We start from the raw sequence: 22,768 nt of genomic DNA, 5'->3' as shown, positions 1-22,768 counted from the left end.
ACTGCACACTCGGTGACGTTCATCGAGAATGCAAAGCTGCCGTGTCCTGGCTCAGAGCGAACTGTCCGGAGGACTTCGCGATAGCAACGCAAGAGCTGCGAGTGCAGTCTTCGCGACAAATGCTCCTTCTCTAAGCACACGCTAGGTCGAATGGCTATTACTAGACAAATCGACCGCAGGATTGCTTAACACCCTAGATGCAGAAACCAGATGCACTTGACCACTGAGCCCACGGCACGGTGACCACGCGTTCCACCCACCCTCTACCCGGCCGACCAGACCCGTGTCACTATTGCTGAGAATGGCCGGATGCTGTCGAAGCGACACGAACGCTGGCACAGTTCTACAACGACAGAGCCCGTTGGTCTGAAGTACAGCCCTACATGCAGTGCTTGCTCGAAATGGCCGATGAGCGCCACAACTCCTCACCGGCAGAGCCATTCCGCTGCCGTTGATGCTGACCACGGTCGGTCACACAACTGATGCGGCAGACCGCCTAGTCTTGAATCAGCTGAGCCAGAGCTTTGCGCTTGCTCAACTTAAGAATCTTGGAGATGCGATCCAGCTGTGCTGCACGGGGATGCACCTTACCGGACTCCCACTTGTAGACAGACAACCAGGAAGCCCCCACAAGCTGCGCCATCTGCTTTTGAGTGATGCCCAGTTCGGCGCGCTTATCTGCAAACTCTTGAGCGTTGAAATCGCCGCCAGCAGCTCGCCTGGGAGCATTCGCCGCAGCCTGGGCGTTCGGCGTATTGGGCGCTTTGGTCAAACGCTGTGCGGCTTGCAACTGCGACGCCAATGCTTTGACTTCACGCTTCAAGGCTGCAATCTCAGAACGATGGCTGGTGATGATTTTGCGCATACCCTGGAGCTCAGGCTTGAGTTCCTTGCGGGCCATCCGGATGACTTCAGCACGAAATGCATTGGAGAACGTATTCATGCCTGCGATGTTACGGGATCGGACCATCTCGCGAGCGTGAGTATTTACTGCGTTTCTGCTGGGCGAGCAAAACAAAACCGCCTGAGACCAACGGCCAGAGGCGGTTTTGAATGAGGCCTGTGAACCCACAGCCTGTGGTTTATTACTTGGCTGCTTTGTCTGCCTTGCGCTTGGCAGCCTTTGGGTCCACCACAGCCTTGAATTTGGCACCCGCTACAAACTTGGGTACTGTGGTTGCTGGGATCTTCAGGGCCACCCCCGTGGAGGGGTTCTTGCCCGTTCGAGCAGCGCGCTTGGCGGACTTGAAAGTGCCAAAGCCCACGAGTTGGACAGCGTCGCCCTTCTTGACAGCAGTTTGGACGGCATCAATGAAAGACTCCAGCACTGCTGCAGCAGCAGCTTTGGACAGGTCGTTCTTTGAAGCCAGGATTTCAACGAGTTCTGCGCGGTTCATAGGTGGTCAATGGGTAGAGGTAAAAAGGGCCTGTTTATAACGCCATTGCATGCAAATGTGTGTGTTGAATGACGGGTGCTCGTATCAGAGTGAATTGCAGTAATCAGGAATTAAACCAAGTGCCCTGCCAGAGCCATTGGCCATGGAGAGCATTCAGGCCCAATAGGTAGAACCCCAACGACATGGCTAGATGTTCACCTGAGATTCGGTTGCTTCAGCACCCACTCACTGAACTCCCACAGACTTTCATGCTGGGAGTGCACGGCATCCAGGTCGGGTCCAACATTGGGAGTGCCGTTGCGGCCACGATGAATCAATGCCAAGTGAACATCAGGCCGAATGCCTTTGAAATACGGAAGGTAGTCGTCTACGAAGGCCACAGGTGCTAACTGGTCCACCGCATTCGCCTTAGGACTGCGGCCAGACACATCACCGCCAGTGGCAATCACCGTTTCGATAGGAAACCCCAAATCGCGCAGGTTGCGAAGGCGGGCTTGCTCAAATTGAGGCTGCAGCGCTGTGACGCACACCAGATGAAACCCCGCATCGTGCAATAGATGACAGGCCTCCACTGCTTTGTCCAATGCCGGAATAGTGGACCAGAATGTCTCGTCCATGCAGTCCCTGAACTGTTGACGGCGCTCTCCCGTGAGTTGGTCAACACCCCAGCGCTGCATGGGCCAATATGCCTGCGGATCGATCTCCTGCGGAAGAATCCCAAATGCGCGTTGCCACGCGTGGGCGTAGGCCAGGCTGTAGTCCAGAAGCACGCCATCAGCGTCCAGAGCAATGGTGGGCTTTTTCACGACAAGCGACTCCTGAGATTGGCTTATTTCGTTGAGACGATGGTCAGATAACGCGAAGGCACTTCATCGGTCAACCAAACCTGATTGTCTGCTTGGTAGAAGGAAACTCCATCTTGGGCCATTTGCCGCGCATCGATCGCCAACAGAACGGGAACCCCGTACCTGCGCCCAACCTGAATGGCAGTGTCCTTGTTTTCGCTTAAGTGAACGTGGTGACGTTGACGCTTTTGCAGCCCCGTCGCCAGTATGGAGCTGATAAAACGCTCAGCTGTTCCATGAAACAAGATCGCTGGCGGATCGATGGCTGTAAGCCCCAAGTCCACATCGACAGAGTGACCTTGATTGGCTCGAATCCGGGTGCCGTCATCACTGAATGAAAAGCGCTTCTTGTCGTTGGTTTGAACGACGAATTGAAGCAACTCAAGTGACAGGGTGTGCTTTGCCAGAGACGCTTTGCGCAGCAACTCATCAACGTTTGCCCAGCCGTTGGAGTCCAGGTCCAAGCTAATCACTTGAGGCTTGTGACGCAAAACCAGACTCAGGAATTTGCTGGTTGCCACGACTTGTTTTTCTGAAAATTTCATAGGTTCTCCCTTTTTTGTTTTTATAAATTAAGTTGTACTATACAACTTGTGGGTTGTGCAGTACAACTATTGACCTTGAGAGATCAAATTTGTGAAACCTCAATTGCCATCCTTGGACTTCCCGCGTCCCATGGTCACCGTGGATGTCGTCATCTTTACGGTTCTGAATGACACACTGAAAGTTGTTTTGGTACGCCGACCTTCCGGTGAGGGTGAGCCGTATCCGAGTCGTTGGGCGCTACCAGGGGGATTCATAGACGTTGACCAAGATGCGAACCTGATGGAGTGCGCACTGCGAAAGTTGCGCGAGAAGACGGGGCTGGACGCCTCCTACCTTGAGCAGTTAGGTAGCTGGGGAGGTGTGAGGCGAGACCCTCGTGGCTGGTCCGTAACCAACGTTTTTTTTGCCTTGGTGCCAGCGAGAGATTTGGTGCTGAGAAAGGGCGCGAATGCTGCTGATGTTGACTGGATCGACGTTGAGGTCGCCAGTCGCAAGAGGTTAGCGTTCGATCATGGGGAAATTCTGGGCAGCGCTTTGGCGCGTCTGCGCAGCAAGGTGGAGTACACCTCCTTGCCAGCGTTTCTTCTGGAGGAGCCTTTTACCTTGCCTCAGCTGCAGCATGCTTATGAGATTGTCTTAGGGCGGCCCGTCGACAAAAGCGGTTTCAGAAAGCGCATGTTGGACGCTGAATTCATGGAAGAGGTTGGAATGATCAGCGGCGGCCTTGGTCGTCCTGCCATGGGCTATCGCTTGGTAGATCGCTCGCATGCCACCTTGTTTCCCAGAACCTTCAGTCCGAGGACTGAACTTGCTGACTCATAAGAATTGTCCGCAGTGAAGACCATCTGCTCGGCAGTAGCTCACAGCATCCACTCTGCAAAGGAGGACGCCCGTTGAATGAACAGATCGAACTGACCGCCATAGACAGATACCGTGGGTGTCTCCTGGGCCTCGCTTGTGGAGACGCTGTTGGCACTACTGTGGAATTTATGCCCAGGGGAACGTTTCGGCCACTCGTCGACATGCAGGGCGGCGGCCCCTTTGGATTGAAGCCAGGCGAATGGACCGATGACACATCGATGGCATTGTGTCTGGCCACTAGCTTGGTTCACAAAGGAGGTTTTGATCCTGTTGATCAAATGAATCGCTATTGCAACTGGCGTAGCGTGGGCTATATGAGTAGCAACGGTGAGTGCTTTGATATTGGCATGACCGTGGCTGCAGCGCTGGATCGTTTCATTTGCTCGGGAGACCCGTTTGCGGGAAGCCTTGATTCGCGAAGTGCTGGAAATGGTGCGCTAATGCGCTTGGCCCCCATACCCATGTTTTACAGGAACAGTGTTGCGAAGGTGCTTCAGTTTTCGGCAGAGAGCACTCGAACTACCCATGGGGCACAAGAAGCCATTGAGTGCTCGCGATTGTTTGGGCTATTGCTCAGGGCCGCATTGACGGGGCAGCCCAAGTCCCTGGTTTTGGCAAGTGCCGCTACAGAGGCATTTGGTCCCAGAGTTTCTGAGATCGCAAACGAGCGATACAGGACCAAAGCAGAAAGTGAGATCAGAGGCTCAGGGTACTGTGTGGACTCGCTGGAAGCTGCACTCTGGTGTTTCGCTAGTACGGAGTCATACTCAGAAGCAGTTCTGAGCGCGGCCAATCTTGGTGATGATGCAGATACGACAGCAGCGATCTGCGGACAACTCGCCGGAGCTTTCTATGGAAGTTCTGGAATTCCGAATCAGTGGCTTGATCGGCTAGTGATGCGCGGTGACATCTCAAGTCTCGCAGATGAATTGTTGAGGTGTAGTGCCCAATTTGCGATTCCCCCGTAACGCGTCTCGATACCGCCGCTTGGGCGCGGGTTTGGGTGGGGTTGGCGCTGGAGGCTTGGGCGGCGGCGGCGCAACCTTGGGAGCGGGCGGCGCAATGAATTCGCTGAGAAGCTCTGCCGGCACGATCACCTCGGCGGCCTTGCGCACCAGACCTGACTGCAGTGCCCAGATGGCGGCAATGTGGAAAAGCACGACGCTGCCGACGATGACGGTATTGCGGCTCACACCCCCGGAAGGGGCAAAACGATCTGGCTGCGACATAAAAATGATAGCTGCCAGCGCTTACAGAATAAGCGCTGGTAGCTATTTTTACGGCGATTTCAACAACGAAGTGAAACTACGCACACAGACCTACCTCACTCAGCGGAAGTGATGCGGGCACAAAGCCACACGAGGCTCTCTCACACACTGTCTCAATGCGTGTGACCACCGTGGGCAGCAGGCTGCACACCAGCACCCAGGGCCCGCACAGGTGCCTTTACTTCCACAGACTCACGCTTGCCATCCTTGCCCTCCACAACGTCTGCCACGTTTCCCGAGGTGCCAATGACCGCATGCGCCAGGCCTGAGTCCGCGTCCACCCCAATGTGCGCCTTCATGCCAAAGTGCCACTCATTGCCCTTTTGGCTCGAATGCATCTCTGGGTCGCGCTTTCTGTCCTTGTTCTTGGTGGAGCTGGGCGCTGCAATCCAGGCGGCATCCACCACCGTGCCTGCTTTGAGCTGCAGCTCTTTGGCCTTCAGCAGCGCATTGACCGTGGCCAGGATCTGATCGGCCAGCTTGTGGCGTTCCAGAAGATGCCTAAGCCGCAGGATGCTCGATTCATTGGGAATCTGTTCGTCCCAGTGGGTCAGGCCCGCAAAGTCCCGAAAGGCTGGCACGTCGTGCAGCGCTTCTTCCATGGCGGGATCGCTCAGCTTGAACTATTGCTGCATGAAGTGGATGCGCAGCAGGATTTGCACTGCAAAGGGCTGCTGACCCCGGCGACCACTCTCGGGGGCGTAGGGATCTATCAGCGAGACCAACTCGGCCCAGGGGACCACCAGTTCCATGGCATCCAGGAACTCGCGCTTGCGGCTGCGCTTGACTGTGTTGCCGTTTATCAGGCTGTTCGCAAGGTTTTGCAGGATTTCCTTAGTGAGTCACTTCTGCGTGGAAATCAACACGGTTTTCTTTCCGGATAGTTGTTGCCCGGCCGCTACGTAACAACTGTGCATTTTTGCCAATGAAGAGCAATAAATAGAAACAACATGAATTTCTAAGTACTATGAATTACAAGATCAGCTCAAAAAACCTAGTGCCATGCGATCTCTCTCCCTTCGTCAAAAGTTGCTTGCGCCGATAGCTTTCAGTCTATTAGCACTGCTTTCACTGACCATGATCAACGCCTACGATGCCAGGTCAAACGCATTTGAGGCGAGACGACAGGCGCTCAAAGATATCGTAGACGCTGCAGACAGTTTGATCTCCTCCATTGCGGCAGAAGCCAAAGCAGGAAAGTTGAGTGAGGACGAAGCCAAAGCGACTGCTATTGCCCGGGTTGGTCAGTTGCGTTACGCGAACGGGGCAGGTTACGTCACTAGCATCACTACCGAGTCTGTGGTGCTGAACAACCCAGCCAGCCCTGGAATTAACGGCAAAAACATGAGCGATTTCAAAGATGCCAAGGGTAATCTTTTGTATCGAATGATTGCCTCCACCGCCGCATCCTCACAAGGAAATGGCTATCTGACCTACTGGTGGCCTCGGCCCGGTGAGAAAGAACCCAGTGAGAAGGTTGCATACGCCAAACGTTCGACTGCTTGGAGTTGGGATCTCATCGCGGGCGACTACGTTGACGACATCCAGAAGGCATTCGTCTCAAGCGTCATCAAGTCGGTTGCAGCGCTAGCCGCACTAGGCGCCGTCTTGACGCTGATTGCGTGGACTGCAACACGCAGCGTTCTCAATGCCATCGGTGGAGAGCCCTCCGCCGCATCCGATATCGCCAACCGCATTGCAGCCGGTGATTTGTCGCGGTCCAAAGAAGATGAAGAACGCAGCGCCCCCGAGGGTAGTGTCATTGCCGCAGTAGAGAGAATGCGCGAACAACTGCATGAGTTGGTCACGCGCATTCACGAGACTGCGGGCGTTATCAGCCACTCGGCATCAGAGATCGCAACCGGGAGCCTGGACCTTTCGCAGCGCACGGAAAGCCAAGCTAGTTCTCTGGAAGAAACGGCTGCCTCCATGGAGGAACTGACGGCCACGGTGCGCCAAAACGCTGAAAACGCGCGGCATGCGCGGGAAATCGCCACGGGTGCGTCGGCAGTAGCTGAACAGGGAGGCGCGGTGGTAAATGAAGTAGTACACACTATGAACGGCATAACCGAGGCATCCAAGAAAATCTCCGAGATCATCGGCGTAATCGATGGCATTGCTTTTCAAACTAACATTCTTGCGCTTAACGCTGCGGTAGAAGCAGCCCGTGCTGGTGAGCAAGGCAGAGGGTTTGCTGTGGTAGCCAGTGAAGTGCGCAATTTGGCCCAGCGCAGCGCCGAGGCTGCGAAAGAAATCAAACAACTCATCGGCGCATCGGCTCAGCGCATTGAGACGGGTGCGGCCTTGGTCGACAAGGCAGGGGAGACTATGCGTGAAGTAGTCACGACGGTGCGTAGCATCACGGGGCTCGTCACCGAAATTGCATCTGCAAGCCAAGAACAAAGCTCTGGCATTGAACAGGTAGGGCTCGCCGTAAGCGACATGGACCGGGTGACCCAGCAAAATGCAGCATTGGTTGAGGAATCATCTGCGGCTACCCAAGTGCTTCAAGACGAGTCCCAAAAGCTCGCTCGCCTCATAACATCCTTTCGGCTCTGATCTTCGATCGCCGCAGTCCACCATTGAGTGGCGCGTTCACCATAGCCTGAGGGTCGCCACGGAAGACCTCATGCGTCCCGCACAAGTCACTACCTTTGGGGAAGTAGTAGCGTATTAACCCATTGTAGTTCTCGTTGAGTCCCGTCCCGTCCACAAGGCTTTGGATTTGGTAACGTTCGCTTTGGCTCAGATGGGTGTAGTTCATGGTGCACTTGGGTTGACTGGCAGGTCACACAAGTCATCTTCACTTACTTGTCTAAGCCTACCTTTTGGCAACGTGCACCTCGTTGTTTAAACTGCTGATAAAAATGACCATTTTCGCTTTGCAATCAGGCTCGTTAAGCTATTGAAATAGGAGCATTCGGCGGCTGCTGAAATGTGTCTTGGAGCCTCCTCCATGAACCTGCGATTTGTCGAAGCCTTTTACTGGGTGGCCTCCCTCAAAAGTGTGACGCGTGCGGCCGAAAAGCTGTTCCTCACGCAGTCGGCCATGTCCAGCCGCATCGCCGCGCTGGAAGAGGAACTGGGCGTGCTGCTGCTCGACCGGCGCGACAAGCACTTCAAGCTCACCGTGGCCGGGGCGCGTTTTCTGGTCTACGCCAAGCGCATGTTGGAGCTGCAGCGCCAGCTCAAGTCCGAGATGGGATCGGGTGGCCCGTTGGAGGTGTCGATCCGCCTCGGCGCCATCGAATCGGTGCTGCATTCATGGCTCATCCCGTGGGTGGAGCAGCTGCGCAAGGACAACCCGCTGCTGGAGCTGGAGCTGACGGTGGAGACCACCCCCATGTTGCTCGACCAGATCCGCCGCGGCACCCTGGATGCCGTGTTCGCAGCCCTGCCGGCAGCGGCGGACGGCATCCGCAGCCAGGCGGTGACGCCCATGGAGATGGTGTTTGTGGGCAACAGCAAGACGCACCGCAAGCGCCGCTACGCGCTCGAAGACTTTGCAGGGGCCGACATCCTGACCTTTCAGCGCGGCTCGCAGCCGCACGTGTCGTTGCTCGACACGCTGCGCCAGGCGCAGGTGGAGCCGCGCTGCGTGCACACCATCTCGTCCATCTCGGCCATGGTCCAGCTGGTGCAGGGCGGCTTTGGCGTGGCGACGCTGCCCCGGCTGGCCGTGCAGCGGCTGCTGGCGTTCCCGGACCTGCGTGCGCTGGCCTGCGATACCGCGCTCAAGCCTCTGCCCATCCACGTGAGCTACCGCGAAGACCCCTCGTCTCCGGCCATGGAGGCCGTTGTGCGCTCGGCGCTCAGCTTTATCGACGCGCAACAGCCGCCATCCAAGGTGCGCAAAGCACGCGCCTGAGCGGTCCCGTACGCGCTTCTTTGCGCACTTTTATGCGCTCCATGCACCGGCGCAGTGCATGGAGCGCAGCGGCTGCAATGTTTGTCCGGCGTCGCACGGACGCGGAGCGGGGAAGCAGCACTGCCAGCACACGCACGCGCTACAGCGATGAGAGTGCAATTTTTTGTTCGGGTTAACCCCTAAATTTCAAATAAGGGTTAATCCTAGAGCACCAGTTTGGTTCGCTCTGCCCCAATGAAGTGCATCGAAAAAATCGATGAGCTAAGAGAAAATTTTCGAATTTGCCAGCAGGCAGTGCAGCCCAACACAATCCGCCCAACGTCATGCAATTGACATTTCTCAATGCAAGGAAATACGGTGGATTCAGCTCAAGACAAAGCGCTGGCAGTGTTTGGCGCCGAGGGCATCAACAACCCCGGCCACGTGCGCAGCGTCGTCCGGCAAGGGGCCTGGGCATCGCACACCAGCGGCCTGGCGCATGGCCGGGTGCAGGGCAACCTGGTGATCCTGCCCGAGGTGCAGGCGGGTGATTTTCTGCGCTTTTGCCAGCGCAACCCCAAGCCCTGCCCGGTGCTGGCCGTGAGTGCGCCCGGCCAGGTCACGCTGCCTTCGCTGGGGCAGGGCATCGACATCCGCAGCGACGTGCCCCAATACCGCATCTGGCGCCACGGCGAGCTGGCCCAAGAGGTGACTGACATCACCGACCTCTGGCGCACCGACCTCGTGACCTTTGTGATCGGCTGCTCGTTCTCGTTCGAGTCGGCGTTGCAAGACGCCGGCATCAGCCTGCGCCACATCAACGAGGGCAAGAACGTGGCCATGTACCGTACCAACATCGCTACCGAACCCGCAGGGCCCTTCGGCGGCGCCATGGTGGTGTCCATGCGGCCCATGCCTGCGGCCGATGTGATCCGCGCGGTGCAGGTCACTTCGCGTTTCCCTAACGTGCATGGCGCACCGGTGCACATTGGCGACCCGGCACTCATCGGCATTGCTGACATTGCCAAGCCCGACTACGGCGACGCCGTGGCGCTGTTGCCTGACGAAATCCCTGTGTTCTGGGCCTGTGGCGTCACGCCGCAGTCCGCCATCCTCAACGCCCAACCAGCGTTCTGCATCACCCATGCCCCAGGTTGCATGCTGGTCACCGATCTTCTCAACCACCAACTCGCCAGCTTCTAAGCGGCTTACCCCAGGAGTCTCACCATGAAAAAATTTGCACTGTGTATGACGACCGCCCTCAGCGTGTGCGCGGCCCAGGCCCAGGTCAAGTGGGACCTGCCCACCGGCTACGGTGCCAACAGTTTCCAGACGCAAAATGTGCAGCAGTTCGCCACCGATGTGGACAAGCTAACGGGCGGCAAGCTCAAGATCACCGTGCACCCCGGTGGTTCGCTGTACAAGGCCAACGAGATCAAGCGTGCCGTGCAGACCGGGCAGGTGCCCTCCGCCGAGTTCATCCTCTCGGGCGCATCCAACGAGAACCCGCTCTTCGGCGTGGATTCCATCCCCTTCCTCGCCACGAGCTACGCAGACTCCAAGCGCCTGTACCTGGCTGCCAAGCCTGCGCAAGAGAAGCTGCTGGCATCGCAGGGGGTGAAGGTGCTGTTCACCGTGCCATGGCCCGGCCAGTCGCTGTATTCGCTCAAGCCTGTGAGCACGCCAGCAGACTTCGTAGGCACCAAGATGCGCGCCTACAACCCAGCCACCACCCGCATTGCGCAGCTGCTCAAAGCCCAGCCCGTCACGATCCAGCTGTCCGAACTGGGCCAGGCCTTGGCCACCAACACCGTGCAGAACTTCTTGACGTCGAGCGCCAGCGGTGTGGAGTCCAAGCTGTACGAGCAGGTCAAGTATTTCTACCCCGTCAGCGCCTGGCTGCCGCGCAATGCCACGGTGGTCAACCAGAAAGCCTTTGATGCGCTCGAAAAGCCCTTGCAGGACGCTGTGCTGAAAGCTGCAGCCGATGCAGAAGCGCGCGGCTGGGCCACCAGCGAGCGGGTGGACAAGGAGTTCATCAAGGAGCTGGCCGCCAAGGGCATGACGGTGGCTGAGCCCAGCGACAGCATCAAGAAGGAACTCGCCAGCATTGGCGAGTCGATGACCGCCGACTGGGTGAAGTCGGTCGGTGCCGAGGGCCAGGCCATCATCGACGCCTACCGCAAGAAGTAAGCGCCGCGCTCCAGGCCCCGCCAAGGGGCCGGGCAGCGCCCCCGTGCGTGCTGCCCCGTTTCCAGCCACTCCCTTTTCATTTTTCAAGCGTTACCGGAGTACGCCATGGACAAACTCGTCCGAAATTTCTACCGGCTGCTGATGCTGCTGTCCGGCATCTCCATGCTGGCTGCGTTCGCCGCCGTCACGCTGAGCGTGTTTGCCCGCGAAGTCATCCACCTGAACATCGACGGGCTCGATGCGTACGCAGGCTACGCCATCGCCGCTGCGCTGTTCTTCGCCTTGCCCAGCACGCTGCAAAACGGCGACCACATCCGCGTGACGCTGGTGCTGGACCGCCTACCAGCGCGCCTGCGCTCGGCCTTCGAATGGTTCTGCCTGAGTGCCGCCTTGGTGCTCACGGTCTACATCGCCTGGTATGCCGTGCGCTCGGTCTGGATTTCTTACATCACGCACGACATCTCGCCCGCAGCCGACGCCTCGCCGCTGTGGATCCCGCAGCTCAGCATGGCCATGGGCTGCATCGGCTTTGCGCTGTCGTTTGCCCATGCCCTTGTTCTGCGCTTTCAGGGGGTGGCCTTCATGGCCGTGTCCGAATCAGCGCGTTCCGAGTAACCCGAATCCGGAGACACCATCATGGACGTCCTCATCGCTTTGGGCCTGATCGTTATGCTGTTCGCAGTGCTCGGATCGGGTCTGTGGATCGGCCTGTCACTGCTCGCAGTGGCCCTGTTCGGCATGGAGCTTTTTACCAACCGCCCCGTAGGCGACAGCATGATGCTGACGATCTGGGGGTCCACCTCCAGCTGGACGCTGACGGCTTTGCCCCTGTTTCTGTGGATGGGTGAGATCCTGTTCCGCAGCAAGCTGTCGAGCAGCATGTTCAAGGGCCTGGCCCCGTGGCTGGAGCGCCTGCCCGGCCGCCTGCTGCACGTCAACGTGGTGGGTTGCACCATCTTCGCCGCCATCTCGGGCTCATCGGCCGCCACCTGCGCCACCATCGGCAAGATCACACTGCCTGAACTCAAGCAGCGCGGCTACCCCGAAGACATTTCGGTAGGCACTTTGGCTGGGGCGGGCACGCTGGGCCTGCTCATTCCGCCGTCGATCATCATGATCGTCTATGGCGTGGCGGCCAATGTGTCGATCTCCAAGCTCTTCCTGGCGGGTGTGATTCCAGGCCTGCTGCTGGCGGCATTGTTCATGGGCTACATCGTCGTGTGGGCGCTGTTCAACAAGGACAAGGTGCCTGCGCCCGATGCCCAGCTGAGCTTTGCACAGAAGCTCTATGCCTCGCGCCACCTGATTCCCGTGGTTTCGCTCATCGTGGTGGTGCTGGGTGCCATCTACAGCGGCATCGCCACGGCCACCGAGGCCGCAGCGTTGGGTGTGGCCGGGTCGCTGATCCTGGCCAAGATCGAGGGCTCGCTCAACTGGGCCCGCTTCAAGGAAGGCCTGGTGGCTGCCTGCCGTGTGTACTGCATGATCGGCCTCATTTTGGCGGGCGCAGCCTTCCTCACGCTGGCCATGGGTTTCATCGGCCTGCCTCGTCACCTGGCCGAGTTCATCGGCGCGCTGCACCTCTCGCCGTTTGCGCTGATGCTGCTGCTCATCGTGTTCTTCATCCTGCTGGGCTGCTTCCTGGACGGCATCTCCATGGTGGTGCTGACCATTGCCGTGCTGCTGCCCACCGTGGAGGCTGCGGGCTTTGACCTGGTGTGGTTCGGCATTTTCATCGTGCTGGTGGTCGAGATGGCGCAGATCACGCCGCCCGTGGGCTTCAACCTGTTCGTTCTGCAGGGTATGACGCGCCGTGAAGTCACCTGGATTGCCCGCACCGCGCTGCCGCTGTTCGCCCTGATGATCGTGGCAGTCATCATGACCTACTTCGTGCCTGACGTGGTGCTCTGGCTGCCGCGCCAGATGCAGGGCTGATCCACCGCATTGCTGCCCAGCCTGCACAGGAGTCCCCCATGAAAACCGTTGTGTTGCTGGCCGCGCTTGCCGTGGCCCCGGTGCTGCGCGCCCAGACGCAGTGGAAGCTGGCTACAGGCTACCGCGCAGAGTCCTTCCACACCCGCAATGTGGTGCAATTTGCGCAAGACATGGAGCGCGCCTCGGGCGGGGCGTTGCGCATCGAGGTCCATGCCAACAACACGCTGTTCAAGCTGGGCGAAATCCCCCAGGCCGTGCAGGACGGCAAGGCCCAGGCGGGCGAAACCATCATGACCAGCCTGGTGCAGGGTATGCCCATTGCCGGGGCTGACACCGTGCCATTTCTGGTGCGCAGCTACGCCGATGCGCGCCGCCTGTGGGACCTGCAGCGCCCGCTGATCGACGTGCACTTTGCAGCCAAAGGCCTCAAGGCTTTGTATGCGGTTCCCTGGCCGCCCCAGGGGCTGTTCTCCATCGGGCCGGTGCGCTCGTCGGCCGACTTCAAGGGAACGCGCATGCGCACCTACAACCCGGCCACCGTGCGCATTGCCGAGCTGCTGGGGGCCACCCCGGTGGACGTGCCCATGGTCGAGGTCAACAAGGCGCTGTCGGCGGGCAAGCTCGACTCCATGATCACCTCGGCACTGACCGGGGTGGAGAACCAGGTCTGGGGCCAGATCAAGCAGTACTACGGCATCAATGCCTGGCTACCCAAGAACATCGTGTTTGTAAACCAGCAGGCGTTTGATGCGCTGCCCCCGGCCGCGCGCCAGGCCGTGACTCAGATGGCAGCAGAGGCCGAGACACGTGGCTGGGCCCTGAGCGCCGCCGTGGCCGAGGAGTCGGTAGGCGAGCTGCAGCGCAAGGGCATCAAGGTCGAACGCGCATCCGCCGAGTTGGACACCGAACTCAAGCGCCTGGGCGAACGCTTCTCCCGCGAATGGGTGCAGTCGGTGGGCAACGAAGCCAACAAGATTTTCATTCCCTATTACTTCCAACGCTAGTCCGACTTCCAACGCCGGTCCGTTAGTTCTTCAGTTCATCCGTTAACCAGTGAGTCCAATCACCATGCAAGCACCCTCCACCATGACCACCGCACCGGCCGGCAACCGCTGGCAGTTCTGGATTGACCGGGGCGGCACCTTCACCGACATCGTGGCCAAGCGGCCCGACGGCTCGCTCACCACACACAAGCTGCTGTCTGAAAACCCCGAGCAGTACAAGGATGCCGCGGTGGCGGGAATTCGCCACCTGCTGGGCCTGCAGCCTGGCGAGCCGGTGACCCCGGCGCTGGTGGAGTGCGTGAAGATGGGCACCACGGTGGCCACCAACGCGCTCCTGGAGCGCAAGGGCGAGCCCACACTGCTGGTCACCACCAAAGGCTTCAAGGACGCGCTGCGCATCGCCTACCAGAACCGCCCGCGCCTGTTCGACCGCCACATCCAGCTGCCCGAGCTGCTCTACACCGAGGTCATCGAGGCCCGCGAGCGCATGGGCGCCCATGGCAACCTGCTGCAGAACCTGGACCAAGCCACCCTGCGCGGCGACCTGCTGGCCGCCTACGGGCGTGGCCTGCGCAGCGTGGCCATTGTGTTCATGCATGGCTATCGCTACACCCAGCACGAGCAGGCAGCCAAGCGCATTGCCAAAGAGGTCGGCTTCACGCAGATCAGCACCTCGCACGAAACCAGCCCCATGATGAAGTTCGTGAGCCGGGGCGACACCACGGTGGTCGATGCGTATCTGTCGCCCATCCTGCGCCGCTACGTGGAGCAGGTGGCCGACGAGATGCCGGGCGTCAAGCTGTTCTTCATGCAGTCCTCAGGGGGCCTCACCGATGCGGGCACGTTCCAGGGCAAGGACGCGATCCTGTCCGGCCCTGCAGGCGGCATCGTCGGCATGGCGCGCACAGCGGGCCTGGCCGGGCACGAAAAAGTTATTGGCTTCGACATGGGCGGCACCTCCACCGATGTGAGCCACTACGCCGGGGCCTTCGAGCGCGAGTTCGAGACCCACGTGGCGGGGGTGCGCATGCGCGCTCCCATGATGAGTATCCACACGGTGGCGGCGGGCGGTGGCTCGGTGCTGGCGTATGACGGTGCCCGTTTTCGCGTGGGTCCCGAGAGCGCTGGTGCCAACCCAGGCCCTGTGAGCTACCGCCGGGGCGGCCCGCTGGCCGTGACCGATGCGAACGTGATGGTGGGCAAGGTGCAGCCCCGTTATTTCCCCAGCGTGTTCGGCCCCGCAGCCAACGAAACGCTGGACGCCGACGCGGTGCGCGTCCGCTTTGAAGAGATTGCGACGCAGACCCAGCGCAAGCCCGAAGAAGTGGCCGAAGGCTTCATCCAGATTGCCGTGCAGCAGATGGCCAACGCCATCAAGAAGATCAGCGTGGCGCGCGGCTATGACGTGACGCGCTACACCCTGCAGTGCTTTGGTGGTGCAGGCGGCCAGCATGCTTGCCTGGTGGCCGATGCCCTGGGCATGTCGCGCGTGTTCGTGCACCCGCTGGCAGGTGTGCTCAGCGCCTATGGCATGGGCCTGGCCGACCAGACCGTGATCCGCGAGCAGGCGGTGGAGATGCCGCTGGCGGCTGAATCTCTGCCCTTGATCGCCGAGCGCCTGGATACGCTGGGCGCTGCCGCGCAGGCCGAGCTGGAGCGCCAGCAGGTCAGCACCAACCCCGTGCAGGTGCGCCATAACGTGCATGTGCGCTATGAGGGCACGGATTCGGCCCTGGTCGTGCCGTTTGGCGACATGGCCAGCATCCAGGCAGCCTTTGAGGCCGCCTACCGCCAGCGCTTTGCCTTCCTCATGGCCGGCAAGGGCCTGGTGGTGGAGGCCGTGTCGGTCGAAGCCATGATTGCCGGTGACGCCCCTGCCGAGCCGCGCCTGCCCGTGCACCCGCACCGCAAGCACCCGCAGCGCGAGGTGGTCCAGATGTACTCGGGCGGCGCCTGGCACGACGCGGCCCTGGTGGTGCGCGAGGACCTGCACCCCGGCGACGTGATCCCCGGCCCGGCCATCATTGCCGAGAAGAACACCACCACCGTGGTGGAGCCCGGCTGGTCTGCGCGCCTGACCGACCTGGACCACCTGGTGCTAGACCGCGTGACCGCCCGCAAGGTGCAGTACGCCGCAGGCACCACCGTGGACCCGGTGCTGCTGGAGGTGTTCAACAACCTGTTCATGAACATTGCCGAGCAGATGGGGCTGCAATTGCAGAACACGGCCTACTCGGTGAACATCAAGGAGCGTCTGGACTTCAGCTGCGCGTTATTCGACGCGGCCGGCAACCTGATCGCCAACGCGCCCCACATGCCCGTGCACCTGGGGTCCATGGGCGAGAGCATCAAGACCGTGATCCGCGAGAACGCGGGCAAGATGCACCCGGGCGACGTGTACATGCTCAACGACCCGTACCACGGGGGCACCCACCTGCCGGATGTGACGGTGATCACCCCGGTGTACGTGGCCGAGGGCAACGAGCCCACGTTTTATGTGGGCAGCCGGGGCCACCACGCGGACATTGGCGGCACCACACCGGGCTCCATGCCCCCGTTCTCCACGCGCATCGACGAGGAGGGCGTGCAGATCAACAACGTGAAGCTGGTGGACCGGGGCATCTTTCTGGAAGAGGAAGTGCGCACCCTGCTGGCCACGGGCGGCGGCACCACGCCATACCCCAGCCGCAACCCGCAACAGAACCTGGCCGACCTGCGCGCACAGATCGCGGCGAACGAAAAAGGCGTGCAGGAGCTGTCGAAGATGGTGGACCAGTTTGGCCTGGATGTCGTGCAGGCCTACATGCGCCATGTGCAGGACAACGCCGAAGAGTCGGTGCGCCGTGTGATCACGCAGCTCAAGGACGGCAGCTTCACCCTGCCGCTGGACAACGGCGCGCAGATCAGCGTGTCGGTCAAGGTCAATGTGGCCGAGCGCAGCGCGGTCATCGACTTTGCAGGCACCAGCCCGCAGCAGATGAACAACTTCAACGCCCCGCGTGCCGTGTGCATGGCGGCCGTGCTGTATGTGTTCCGCACGCTGGTGGACGACGACATCCCGCTCAACGCCGGTTGCCTCAAGCCCCTGCAGGTGATCATCCCGCAAGGCTCCATGCTCAACCCCAACCCGCCGGCCTCGGTGGTGGCGGGCAATGTGGAGACCTCCACCTGCATCACCAACGCGCTGTTTGGCGCCCTTGGTGTGATGGCGGGCAGCCAGCCCACCATGAACAACTTCACCTTCGGCAATGCGCAGTACCAGTACTACGAAACCATTGCCGGTGGCAGCGGTGCGGGTGCGGTGCTGGACGCCACAGGCCGGGCGGTGCGCGGTTTTGACGGCACCAGCGTGGTCCAGACCCACATGACCAACTCGCGCCTCACTGACCCCGAGGTGCTGGAGTTCCGCTTCCCGGTGGTGCTCGACAGCTACGAGATTCTGCGCGGCTCGGGCGGTGCAGGCCGCTGGGTTGGTGGGGATGGGGGCGTGCGGCGCGTGCGGTTCCTGGAGGCGATGACGGCCAGCATCCTCTCGAACGGGCGCCTGAACCCTGCCTTTGGCATGGCGGGCGGCCAGCCTGGCAGGCCTGGTGCCAACCGCGTGCTGCGTGCCACCGGCCAAGTTGAGGAGCTGGGCCACATCGGCTCCGCACTGATGGAGCCTGGCGATGTGTTTGAGATATCTACACCCGGCGGTGGCGGGTTTGGAGAGTCTATTTCGCATTGAACACGGGGGGCGAGCGCAGCACTACGCTCGGCCCATCGCTCAGACCTGCCGTGTATGGCTTAACCAAGAGAACGCTCATGGACTATTTACCCACGTCATCTGGTGCAACCTATCGCACCGCATTGTCTGGAATGCCTGTGGATACTCCGATGGCTTTCGAAGCCCGGCGTCCCATGGCGCGTGCGCAGGCTCGGCGCAGCTTTAGCGTCGGCCAGAAGCTCGCGGCCAGCTTTGGGGTCCTGGGCTTGGCTGTGGCGCTGCTGGGGGCGATCACTTGGATGACGGGCGTGGGCACTGGCCGCCAGGCGGCAATCTTAACGGTGGAACAGTTGCCCATCGAGCGCTCGGTGCGTGACTGGAAAACCCAGTCTGTTCATATCGGCCAGATTGCCTTGCGCGCTACGCTCTCGTCCGATGTGTTCCCCCTGGTAGCCGAAATGCGTACCCAGTTGGCGGCTGAGGATGCCCTGCGCCAGCGCATCGAGGCTGCCTTGACCCAAGCTTCGACCGCTGAAAGCACTAAACCCCTGTGGGCCGAGGTCCAGGTGCAACGGCAGCGTTATGCGGTGCTGCGCGATGCATTGGTACAGAATGCCCTCGAGTCCAAGATCATCAGTCAAAAAGAGCTGCAGGAGCATTCGGCTGCCTTGGTCCAGTACCTTAAGGCCATAGACCAGTTGCTGGGCGCTTCGGAGCGGGCATCGTTGAAGGCGAGCGACAGTATGATTGCTGACGCTTGGCGAGCGCAGTGGATCAGCGCAATTGCCGTTGTGGTCGTGGTGGCGCTTTCGGCGCTGTTTGGTTTGCTGCTGCGGCGCTCCATCGTGTTGCCGTTGCGCCAAGCTTCCCAGGCGGCTGCCGTGGTGGCGCAGGGCGACCTCACGGTGCGTATGCAAACCCAGCGCACCGACGAGATCGGCCAGTTACTTACTGCGCTGGACAAGATGGTCGAGTCGCTGCACTACGTGGTGACTGAGGTGCGGGACTCGGGTGAATCCATCCATGTCGCCAGCTCCGAAGTGGCTGCGGGTAACACCGACCTGAGCGTGCGTACCGAACATGCGGCCAGCAACCTGCAGCAAACGGCGGCCAGTATTGCGCAGCTGGCGCAGATGGTCGCAACCAATGCCGACAGTACGCGCCAGGCTAACGCGCTGGCGCTCAACGCCACAGAGGTGGCCGGCAGGGGGGGCGAAGTGGTCAACCAAGTGGTCAAGACCATGGAGGAGATCAATGCCAGTAGCAAGAAAATAGCCGACATTGTGGGCATTATTGACGGCATTGCGTTCCAAACCAATATCCTTGCGCTCAATGCGGCTGTGGAGTCAGCACGTGCTGGTGAGCAGGGGCGCGGCTTTGCGGTGGTGGCCAGCGAGGTGCGCAGCTTGGCCGGGCGCAGCGCCAACGCAGCGCGCGAGATCAAGGCATTGATTTCCGACAGTGTGACCAAGGTGAGCGATGGGGCTAGGTTGGTGGTGACTGCGGGTGCCACAATGGGCGACATCGTGCAGAGTGTGGAGCGCGTGACCATGCTTATGTCCGAGATCAACGCCGCCAGCAGTGAGCAGAGCACGCAGATCGGCCAGGTGAGCCACGCGGTGGACCAGCTGGACCACATGACACAGCAAAACGCAGCGCTAGTGGAAGAGGGAGCTGCAGCGGCCCAGAGCCTCAAGGACCAGGCCAACCGGCTCGCGCACGCGATGGGTAAATTTCAACTTACGCGCACCGCTGCGTGATGGCCTGTGCTACTACAGTCAGTGTGCATGCTATCGATTTCGTAGCTTACATGCCTGCGTAGTTCGGGCCACTTCCCCCTTCGGGCGTCACCCACACGATGTTTTGCGTGGGGTCCTTGATGTCGCAGGTCTTGCAGTGCACGCAGTTTTGCGCGTTGATCTGCAGGCGCTGGGCATTGCCACCCTGAGCGGTGTCGGGCACAAATTCGTACACGCCTGCGGGGCAGTAGCGTGCCTCAGGGCCAGCGTACTTGGCCAGATTGATGTTGACCGGCACGCTCGCGTCTTTCAGCGTCAGGTGCGCGGGCTGGTTCTCTTCGTGGTGGGTGTTGCTGATGAACACGCTGGAGAGGCGGTCAAACGTCAGCTTGCCATCGGGCTTGAGGTAGTCGATGGGCTTGCACTCTGCCGCGGTATTCCTCGCGCGGGTCGCACACAATGATGGCAAAGCCGTTGAAGAGCGCCATGGTGGCCAGGTACTCCGTCAGCTGGCCCGCGCCAATCAGCAGCATGCGGTATTCCGGCCCAAAGGTGTTGGTGAGCTGCACATCGTCCACCACCAGTTCGGCGGGCGCTGCCGCAGCGAGCAGCGTCACGGCGCCGTCGGACAGGCACACCGTGCGCTGCATGAGGCGGCCGGCCTCCAGGGCGCGGATCAGATCCGTCAGCGCGCTAGGGGCGGGGTCGTACTCCAGCAGCAACTCGAGCGTGCCGCCGCAGGGCAGGCCAAAGCGGTGGGCCTCGTCTGCAGTGATGCCGTATTTGACGAAGGTGGGCGGCCCGCTGGGAATGCGCCGGCTCGCGGCATCACGGGCCGACGCACCCGCCACGCGCGCATAGGCGCGAGTGTGCCGGTCAATCAGGTCGTCCTCGATGCAGCCGCCGGACACCGAGCCCACTCCCGCACCGTCCTCGCACAGCGCTATGATGGACCCCACCGGTCGCGGCGAAGAACCCCAAGTGCGCACCACCGTGGCCAGCAGTGCACGGCGACCCGCAGCCCGCCAGACCTGCAGCGTGCGCAACACCATCACATCCAAGTTTTCCACATTCTCTCTTGTTCAAAAGTTCAATTTGCGATTGACGAACAACTGCGCTGAGGATTGCTCACGATCTCGCTGTACAAACGCACACTGCAGTTGGCATTCGACTGCAGCATGCAGGTCAGCAGTAGACGCCGCCTGTTGCAGGCATCGAGCTTTGCCTGAGATCAGCTATCCTTTTGGATTAGCGCTGCCGCGGGCGCCCACATCAGAGGCGGTCACCTAGCAAGAGGGTTTGCACCTTGCGCAATGTCTAGGATTTTCCCGCCCAGAGGAAACGATCACGTACGTCTCTGCATCAAGAGCTCAGCCAATTGGCTATTCCAGAGATAGCGGGAGTCGCGTCACCCGCTTGCCTGTCAGACGAGCAACGGCATTGGCGACGGCAGGGAGTAGCGGAGGCAAGGCTGGCTCACCCACCCCTCCAGGAGGCGCTGAACTCTCCATGATGCGTACGGGAATGTTAGGCATTTCCGACATTCGAAGCACTGGATAGTCGTGAAAATTTGACTGTTGTGGTACGCCTCGATCTATGCGTACCTCTCCATACAACAACGCCGAAAGGCCGTATCCGTCAAGCCACGGGAATGGCTACTGCATGAACGGACGAACTGCCGCTGACGACTCATGTGCGGCGCAAATTGCATACGGAGGTGCAGCTACCATACGTGGGCCCAGCGGGCCGACCGCTCAAGCTGTTCTGTTCAAAGTTCCGGTAGCAATGTCGCCAGCAACGAACCTGTGGTTGAGTTCGGCGTAGGCAAGTCCAAGGAGGGGTAATGCTGTTGATTTCCACGCAGAAGTGACCCACTAGTCCCCAGGATTTCCATCTAAATCTGACCCACGTACTAACCCTAACCTGCTGCTTTGTTGAGCAGCAGGAGACCAGGAGTGATAGACGTGGCAACACTGAGTGTCATCAGGCGCTGGGCCCTGCGAGAGCAGCTGTCCATCAGGGAGATCGCCCGCCGCACGGGCCTCTCGCGCAACACCATTCGCAAGTACCTGCGCGCAGGCGAGGCCGAGCCGCACTATGCCAAGCGGGTCAGCCCTTCCAAGCTCGATCCCTTTGCCTTGAAGCTCTCGGGCTGGCTCAAGACGGAAGCTGGCCGATCCCGCAAGCAGCGGCGTACCGTCAAGCAGATATACGCCGATCTGCAGGCGCTGGGCTATACCGGCTCCTACAAACGGGTCGCGGCCTTTGTCCGCCTCTGGCAAGAACAACGCCTGGTGGCCCAGCCGACCACCGGCTGCGACACCTTTGTGCCTTTGGCCTTCGGCCCCGGCGAGGCGTTCCAATTCGATTGGAGCGAGGACTGGGCTGTTCTCGCCGGAGTGCGCACCAAGCTGCAGGTAGCCCACTTCAAGCTCAGCCACAGCCGAGCGTTCTACCTGCGCGCCTACCCCCTGCAGACGCACGAGATGCTGTTCGATGCCCACAACCATGCATTCGTAGTCCTGGGTGGCGTTCCCCGCCGTGGCATCTACGACAACATGCGCACCGCTGTAGACCGGGTGCGCCGTGGCAAGGAGCGCGACGTCAATGCGCGCTTTGCGGCCATGGTCAGCCACTTCCTGTTCGAGGCCGAGTTCTGCAACCCGGCCTCGGGCTGGGAGAAGGGCCAGGTGGAGAAGAACGTGCGCGATGCCCGCCATCGCCTGTGGCAAGTAGTGCCTCCATTCCCAAGCCTGCCCGATCTCAATGCCTGGCTTGAAGAGCGCTGCGTGGCGCTGTGGCACGAGATCGAGCACGGCAAGCTGCCGGGCACCGTCGCGGATGTCTGGGCTCAAGAGAAGGCAACCTTGATGCCGATGCCCCGGTCCTTCGATGGCTTTGTGGAGCACACCAAGCGCGTCTCACCCACCTGCTTGGTCCACTTCGAGCGCAATCGCTACAGCGTGCCGGCGCCGTATGCCAATCGGCCGGTGAGCCTGCGGGTCTACGCCGATCGCCTGGTGGTCGCCGCCGAAGGCCAGATCGTGTGCGAGCATCAGCGCCTGATCGAGCGTAACCACCATGGTGCGGGACAGACCGTGTACGACTGGCGCCACTACCTAGCAGTGCTGCAGCGCAAGCCCGGGGCCTTGCGCAATGGTGTTCCATTCCTGGAACTGCCAGCAGCCTTCAAGCGCCTGCAGGCCGCCCTCTTGAAGCAGCCAGGCGGCGACCGAGAGATGGTGGAGGTTCTGGCTCTGGTGCTGCACCACGATGAACAAGCTGTGCTCGCTGCAGTGGAGTTGGCACTGGAGTCAGGGGCTGCCAGCAAGACCCACATCCTGAACGTGCTCCACCGCCTGCTGGACGGTAAGCCCGCCCCAGCACCGGTCACCTCGCCCCAGGCCCTCAAGCTGCAGGCGTGCAT

Annotated in this window: 15 protein-coding genes and 5 pseudogenes; 12 read left to right on the top strand and 8 right to left on the bottom strand. The window is 60.6% G+C overall.

Translation table 11 applies throughout. From position 1 onward, the window contains the following. Nucleotides 1-496 precede the first annotated feature (496 nt). The 4 genes from AACH87_RS23310 to AACH87_RS23295 all read right to left on the bottom strand — a co-directional run bounded on the left by AACH87_RS23310 (nt 497) and on the right by AACH87_RS23295 (nt 2,787). Entirely contained in the window at nt 497-943 is a 447-nt protein-coding gene (locus AACH87_RS23310; protein ID WP_338797050.1) for a helix-turn-helix domain-containing protein, read from the bottom strand. A gap of 142 nt (nt 944-1,085) precedes the next feature. Beyond that, nucleotides 1,086-1,397, bottom strand: coding sequence for an HU family DNA-binding protein (locus AACH87_RS23305; protein ID WP_338797049.1), 312 nt, complete (start codon nt 1,395-1,397; stop codon nt 1,086-1,088). A 194-nt stretch (nt 1,398-1,591) separates the two neighbouring features. Then, the gene (locus AACH87_RS23300) at nt 1,592-2,203 is read right to left on the bottom strand and encodes an HAD family hydrolase (protein WP_338797048.1); all 612 of its coding nucleotides are present in this window, start codon (nt 2,201-2,203) and stop codon (nt 1,592-1,594) included. A gap of 23 nt (nt 2,204-2,226) precedes the next feature. Further along, the gene (locus AACH87_RS23295; RefSeq protein WP_338797046.1) at nt 2,227-2,787 is read right to left on the bottom strand and encodes an RNA 2'-phosphotransferase; all 561 of its coding nucleotides are present in this window, start codon (nt 2,785-2,787) and stop codon (nt 2,227-2,229) included. A 130-nt stretch (nt 2,788-2,917) separates the two neighbouring features. Between AACH87_RS23295 and AACH87_RS23290 the strand changes: the two genes are divergently transcribed. Further along, nucleotides 2,918-3,610, top strand: coding sequence for an NUDIX domain-containing protein (locus AACH87_RS23290; protein WP_338797045.1), 693 nt, complete (start codon nt 2,918-2,920; stop codon nt 3,608-3,610). 89 nt (nt 3,611-3,699) lie between these two features. After that, nucleotides 3,700-4,617 (top strand): ADP-ribosylglycohydrolase family protein, encoded by a 918-nt coding sequence (locus tag AACH87_RS23285; RefSeq protein WP_338799371.1) that lies wholly within the window; start codon nt 3,700-3,702, stop codon nt 4,615-4,617. 18 nt (nt 4,618-4,635) lie between these two features. Here the strand turns inward: AACH87_RS23285 and AACH87_RS23280 are convergent. Continuing rightward, nucleotides 4,636-4,797, bottom strand: a pseudogene (locus tag AACH87_RS23280) (energy transducer TonB); the annotation flags it as partial. Between the two features lie 332 nt (nt 4,798-5,129). After that, nucleotides 5,130-5,744, bottom strand: a pseudogene (locus AACH87_RS23275) (IS5 family transposase); the annotation flags it as partial. A gap of 175 nt (nt 5,745-5,919) precedes the next feature. Between AACH87_RS23275 and AACH87_RS23270 the strand changes: the two are divergent. The 9 genes from AACH87_RS23270 to AACH87_RS23230 all read left to right on the top strand — a co-directional run bounded on the left by AACH87_RS23270 (nt 5,920) and on the right by AACH87_RS23230 (nt 19,362). Continuing rightward, a complete protein-coding gene (locus AACH87_RS23270; protein WP_338797043.1) occupies nt 5,920-7,476 on the top strand; it encodes a methyl-accepting chemotaxis protein in 1,557 nt (518 codons plus the stop codon). A gap of 397 nt (nt 7,477-7,873) precedes the next feature. Then, the gene (locus AACH87_RS23265; protein WP_338797042.1) at nt 7,874-8,785 is read left to right on the top strand and encodes a LysR family transcriptional regulator; all 912 of its coding nucleotides are present in this window, start codon (nt 7,874-7,876) and stop codon (nt 8,783-8,785) included. Nucleotides 8,786-9,190: 405 nt separating this feature from the next. Continuing rightward, the gene (locus tag AACH87_RS23260; protein ID WP_338798823.1) at nt 9,191-9,967 is read left to right on the top strand and encodes a putative hydro-lyase; all 777 of its coding nucleotides are present in this window, start codon (nt 9,191-9,193) and stop codon (nt 9,965-9,967) included. A 24-nt stretch (nt 9,968-9,991) separates the two neighbouring features. Continuing rightward, nucleotides 9,992-10,957, top strand: coding sequence for a TRAP transporter substrate-binding protein (locus tag AACH87_RS23255; protein WP_338797040.1), 966 nt, complete (start codon nt 9,992-9,994; stop codon nt 10,955-10,957). A 105-nt stretch (nt 10,958-11,062) separates the two neighbouring features. Further along, nucleotides 11,063-11,572 (top strand): TRAP transporter small permease, encoded by a 510-nt coding sequence (locus AACH87_RS23250; protein WP_338797039.1) that lies wholly within the window; start codon nt 11,063-11,065, stop codon nt 11,570-11,572. Nucleotides 11,573-11,593: 21 nt separating this feature from the next. After that, entirely contained in the window at nt 11,594-12,892 is a 1,299-nt protein-coding gene (locus AACH87_RS23245; protein ID WP_338797038.1) for a TRAP transporter large permease subunit, read from the top strand. A gap of 38 nt (nt 12,893-12,930) precedes the next feature. Further along, nucleotides 12,931-13,896 carry a TRAP transporter substrate-binding protein gene (locus tag AACH87_RS23240; protein WP_338797037.1) on the top strand — a complete coding sequence of 322 codons (966 nt, stop codon included), beginning with the start codon at nt 12,931-12,933 and terminating at the stop codon, nt 13,894-13,896. A 64-nt stretch (nt 13,897-13,960) separates the two neighbouring features. Beyond that, nucleotides 13,961-17,623, top strand: a complete 3,663-nt coding sequence (locus AACH87_RS23235; RefSeq protein ID WP_338797036.1) for a hydantoinase B/oxoprolinase family protein — start codon at nt 13,961-13,963, stop codon at nt 17,621-17,623. A gap of 77 nt (nt 17,624-17,700) precedes the next feature. Continuing rightward, complete coding sequence (locus AACH87_RS23230; RefSeq protein ID WP_338797035.1) at nt 17,701-19,362, top strand: methyl-accepting chemotaxis protein; 1,662 nt, start codon at nt 17,701-17,703, stop codon at nt 19,360-19,362. Nucleotides 19,363-19,408: 46 nt separating this feature from the next. Here the strand turns inward: AACH87_RS23230 and AACH87_RS23225 are convergent. Both AACH87_RS23225 and AACH87_RS23220 read right to left on the bottom strand, forming a co-directional pair. Further along, a pseudogene (locus tag AACH87_RS23225) lies at nt 19,409-19,774 on the bottom strand (4Fe-4S dicluster domain-containing protein); the annotation flags it as partial. Then, nucleotides 19,773-20,411, bottom strand: a pseudogene (locus AACH87_RS23220) (XdhC family protein); the annotation flags it as partial. The pseudogenes AACH87_RS23220 and AACH87_RS23225, both read right to left, overlap by 2 nt. Nucleotides 20,412-21,296: 885 nt before the next feature. Between AACH87_RS23220 and istA the strand changes: the two are divergent. Further along, nucleotides 21,297-22,757, top strand: a pseudogene (istA, locus tag AACH87_RS23215) (IS21 family transposase); the annotation flags it as partial. Nucleotides 22,758-22,768 lie beyond the last annotated feature (11 nt).

This window comes from Acidovorax sp. DW039, assembly GCF_037101375.1.
GTDB lineage: Bacteria > Pseudomonadota > Gammaproteobacteria > Burkholderiales > Burkholderiaceae_C > Acidovorax.
Note: the sequence above shows the minus strand (reverse complement) of the source record. Positions and strands in the feature narration are given on the sequence as shown.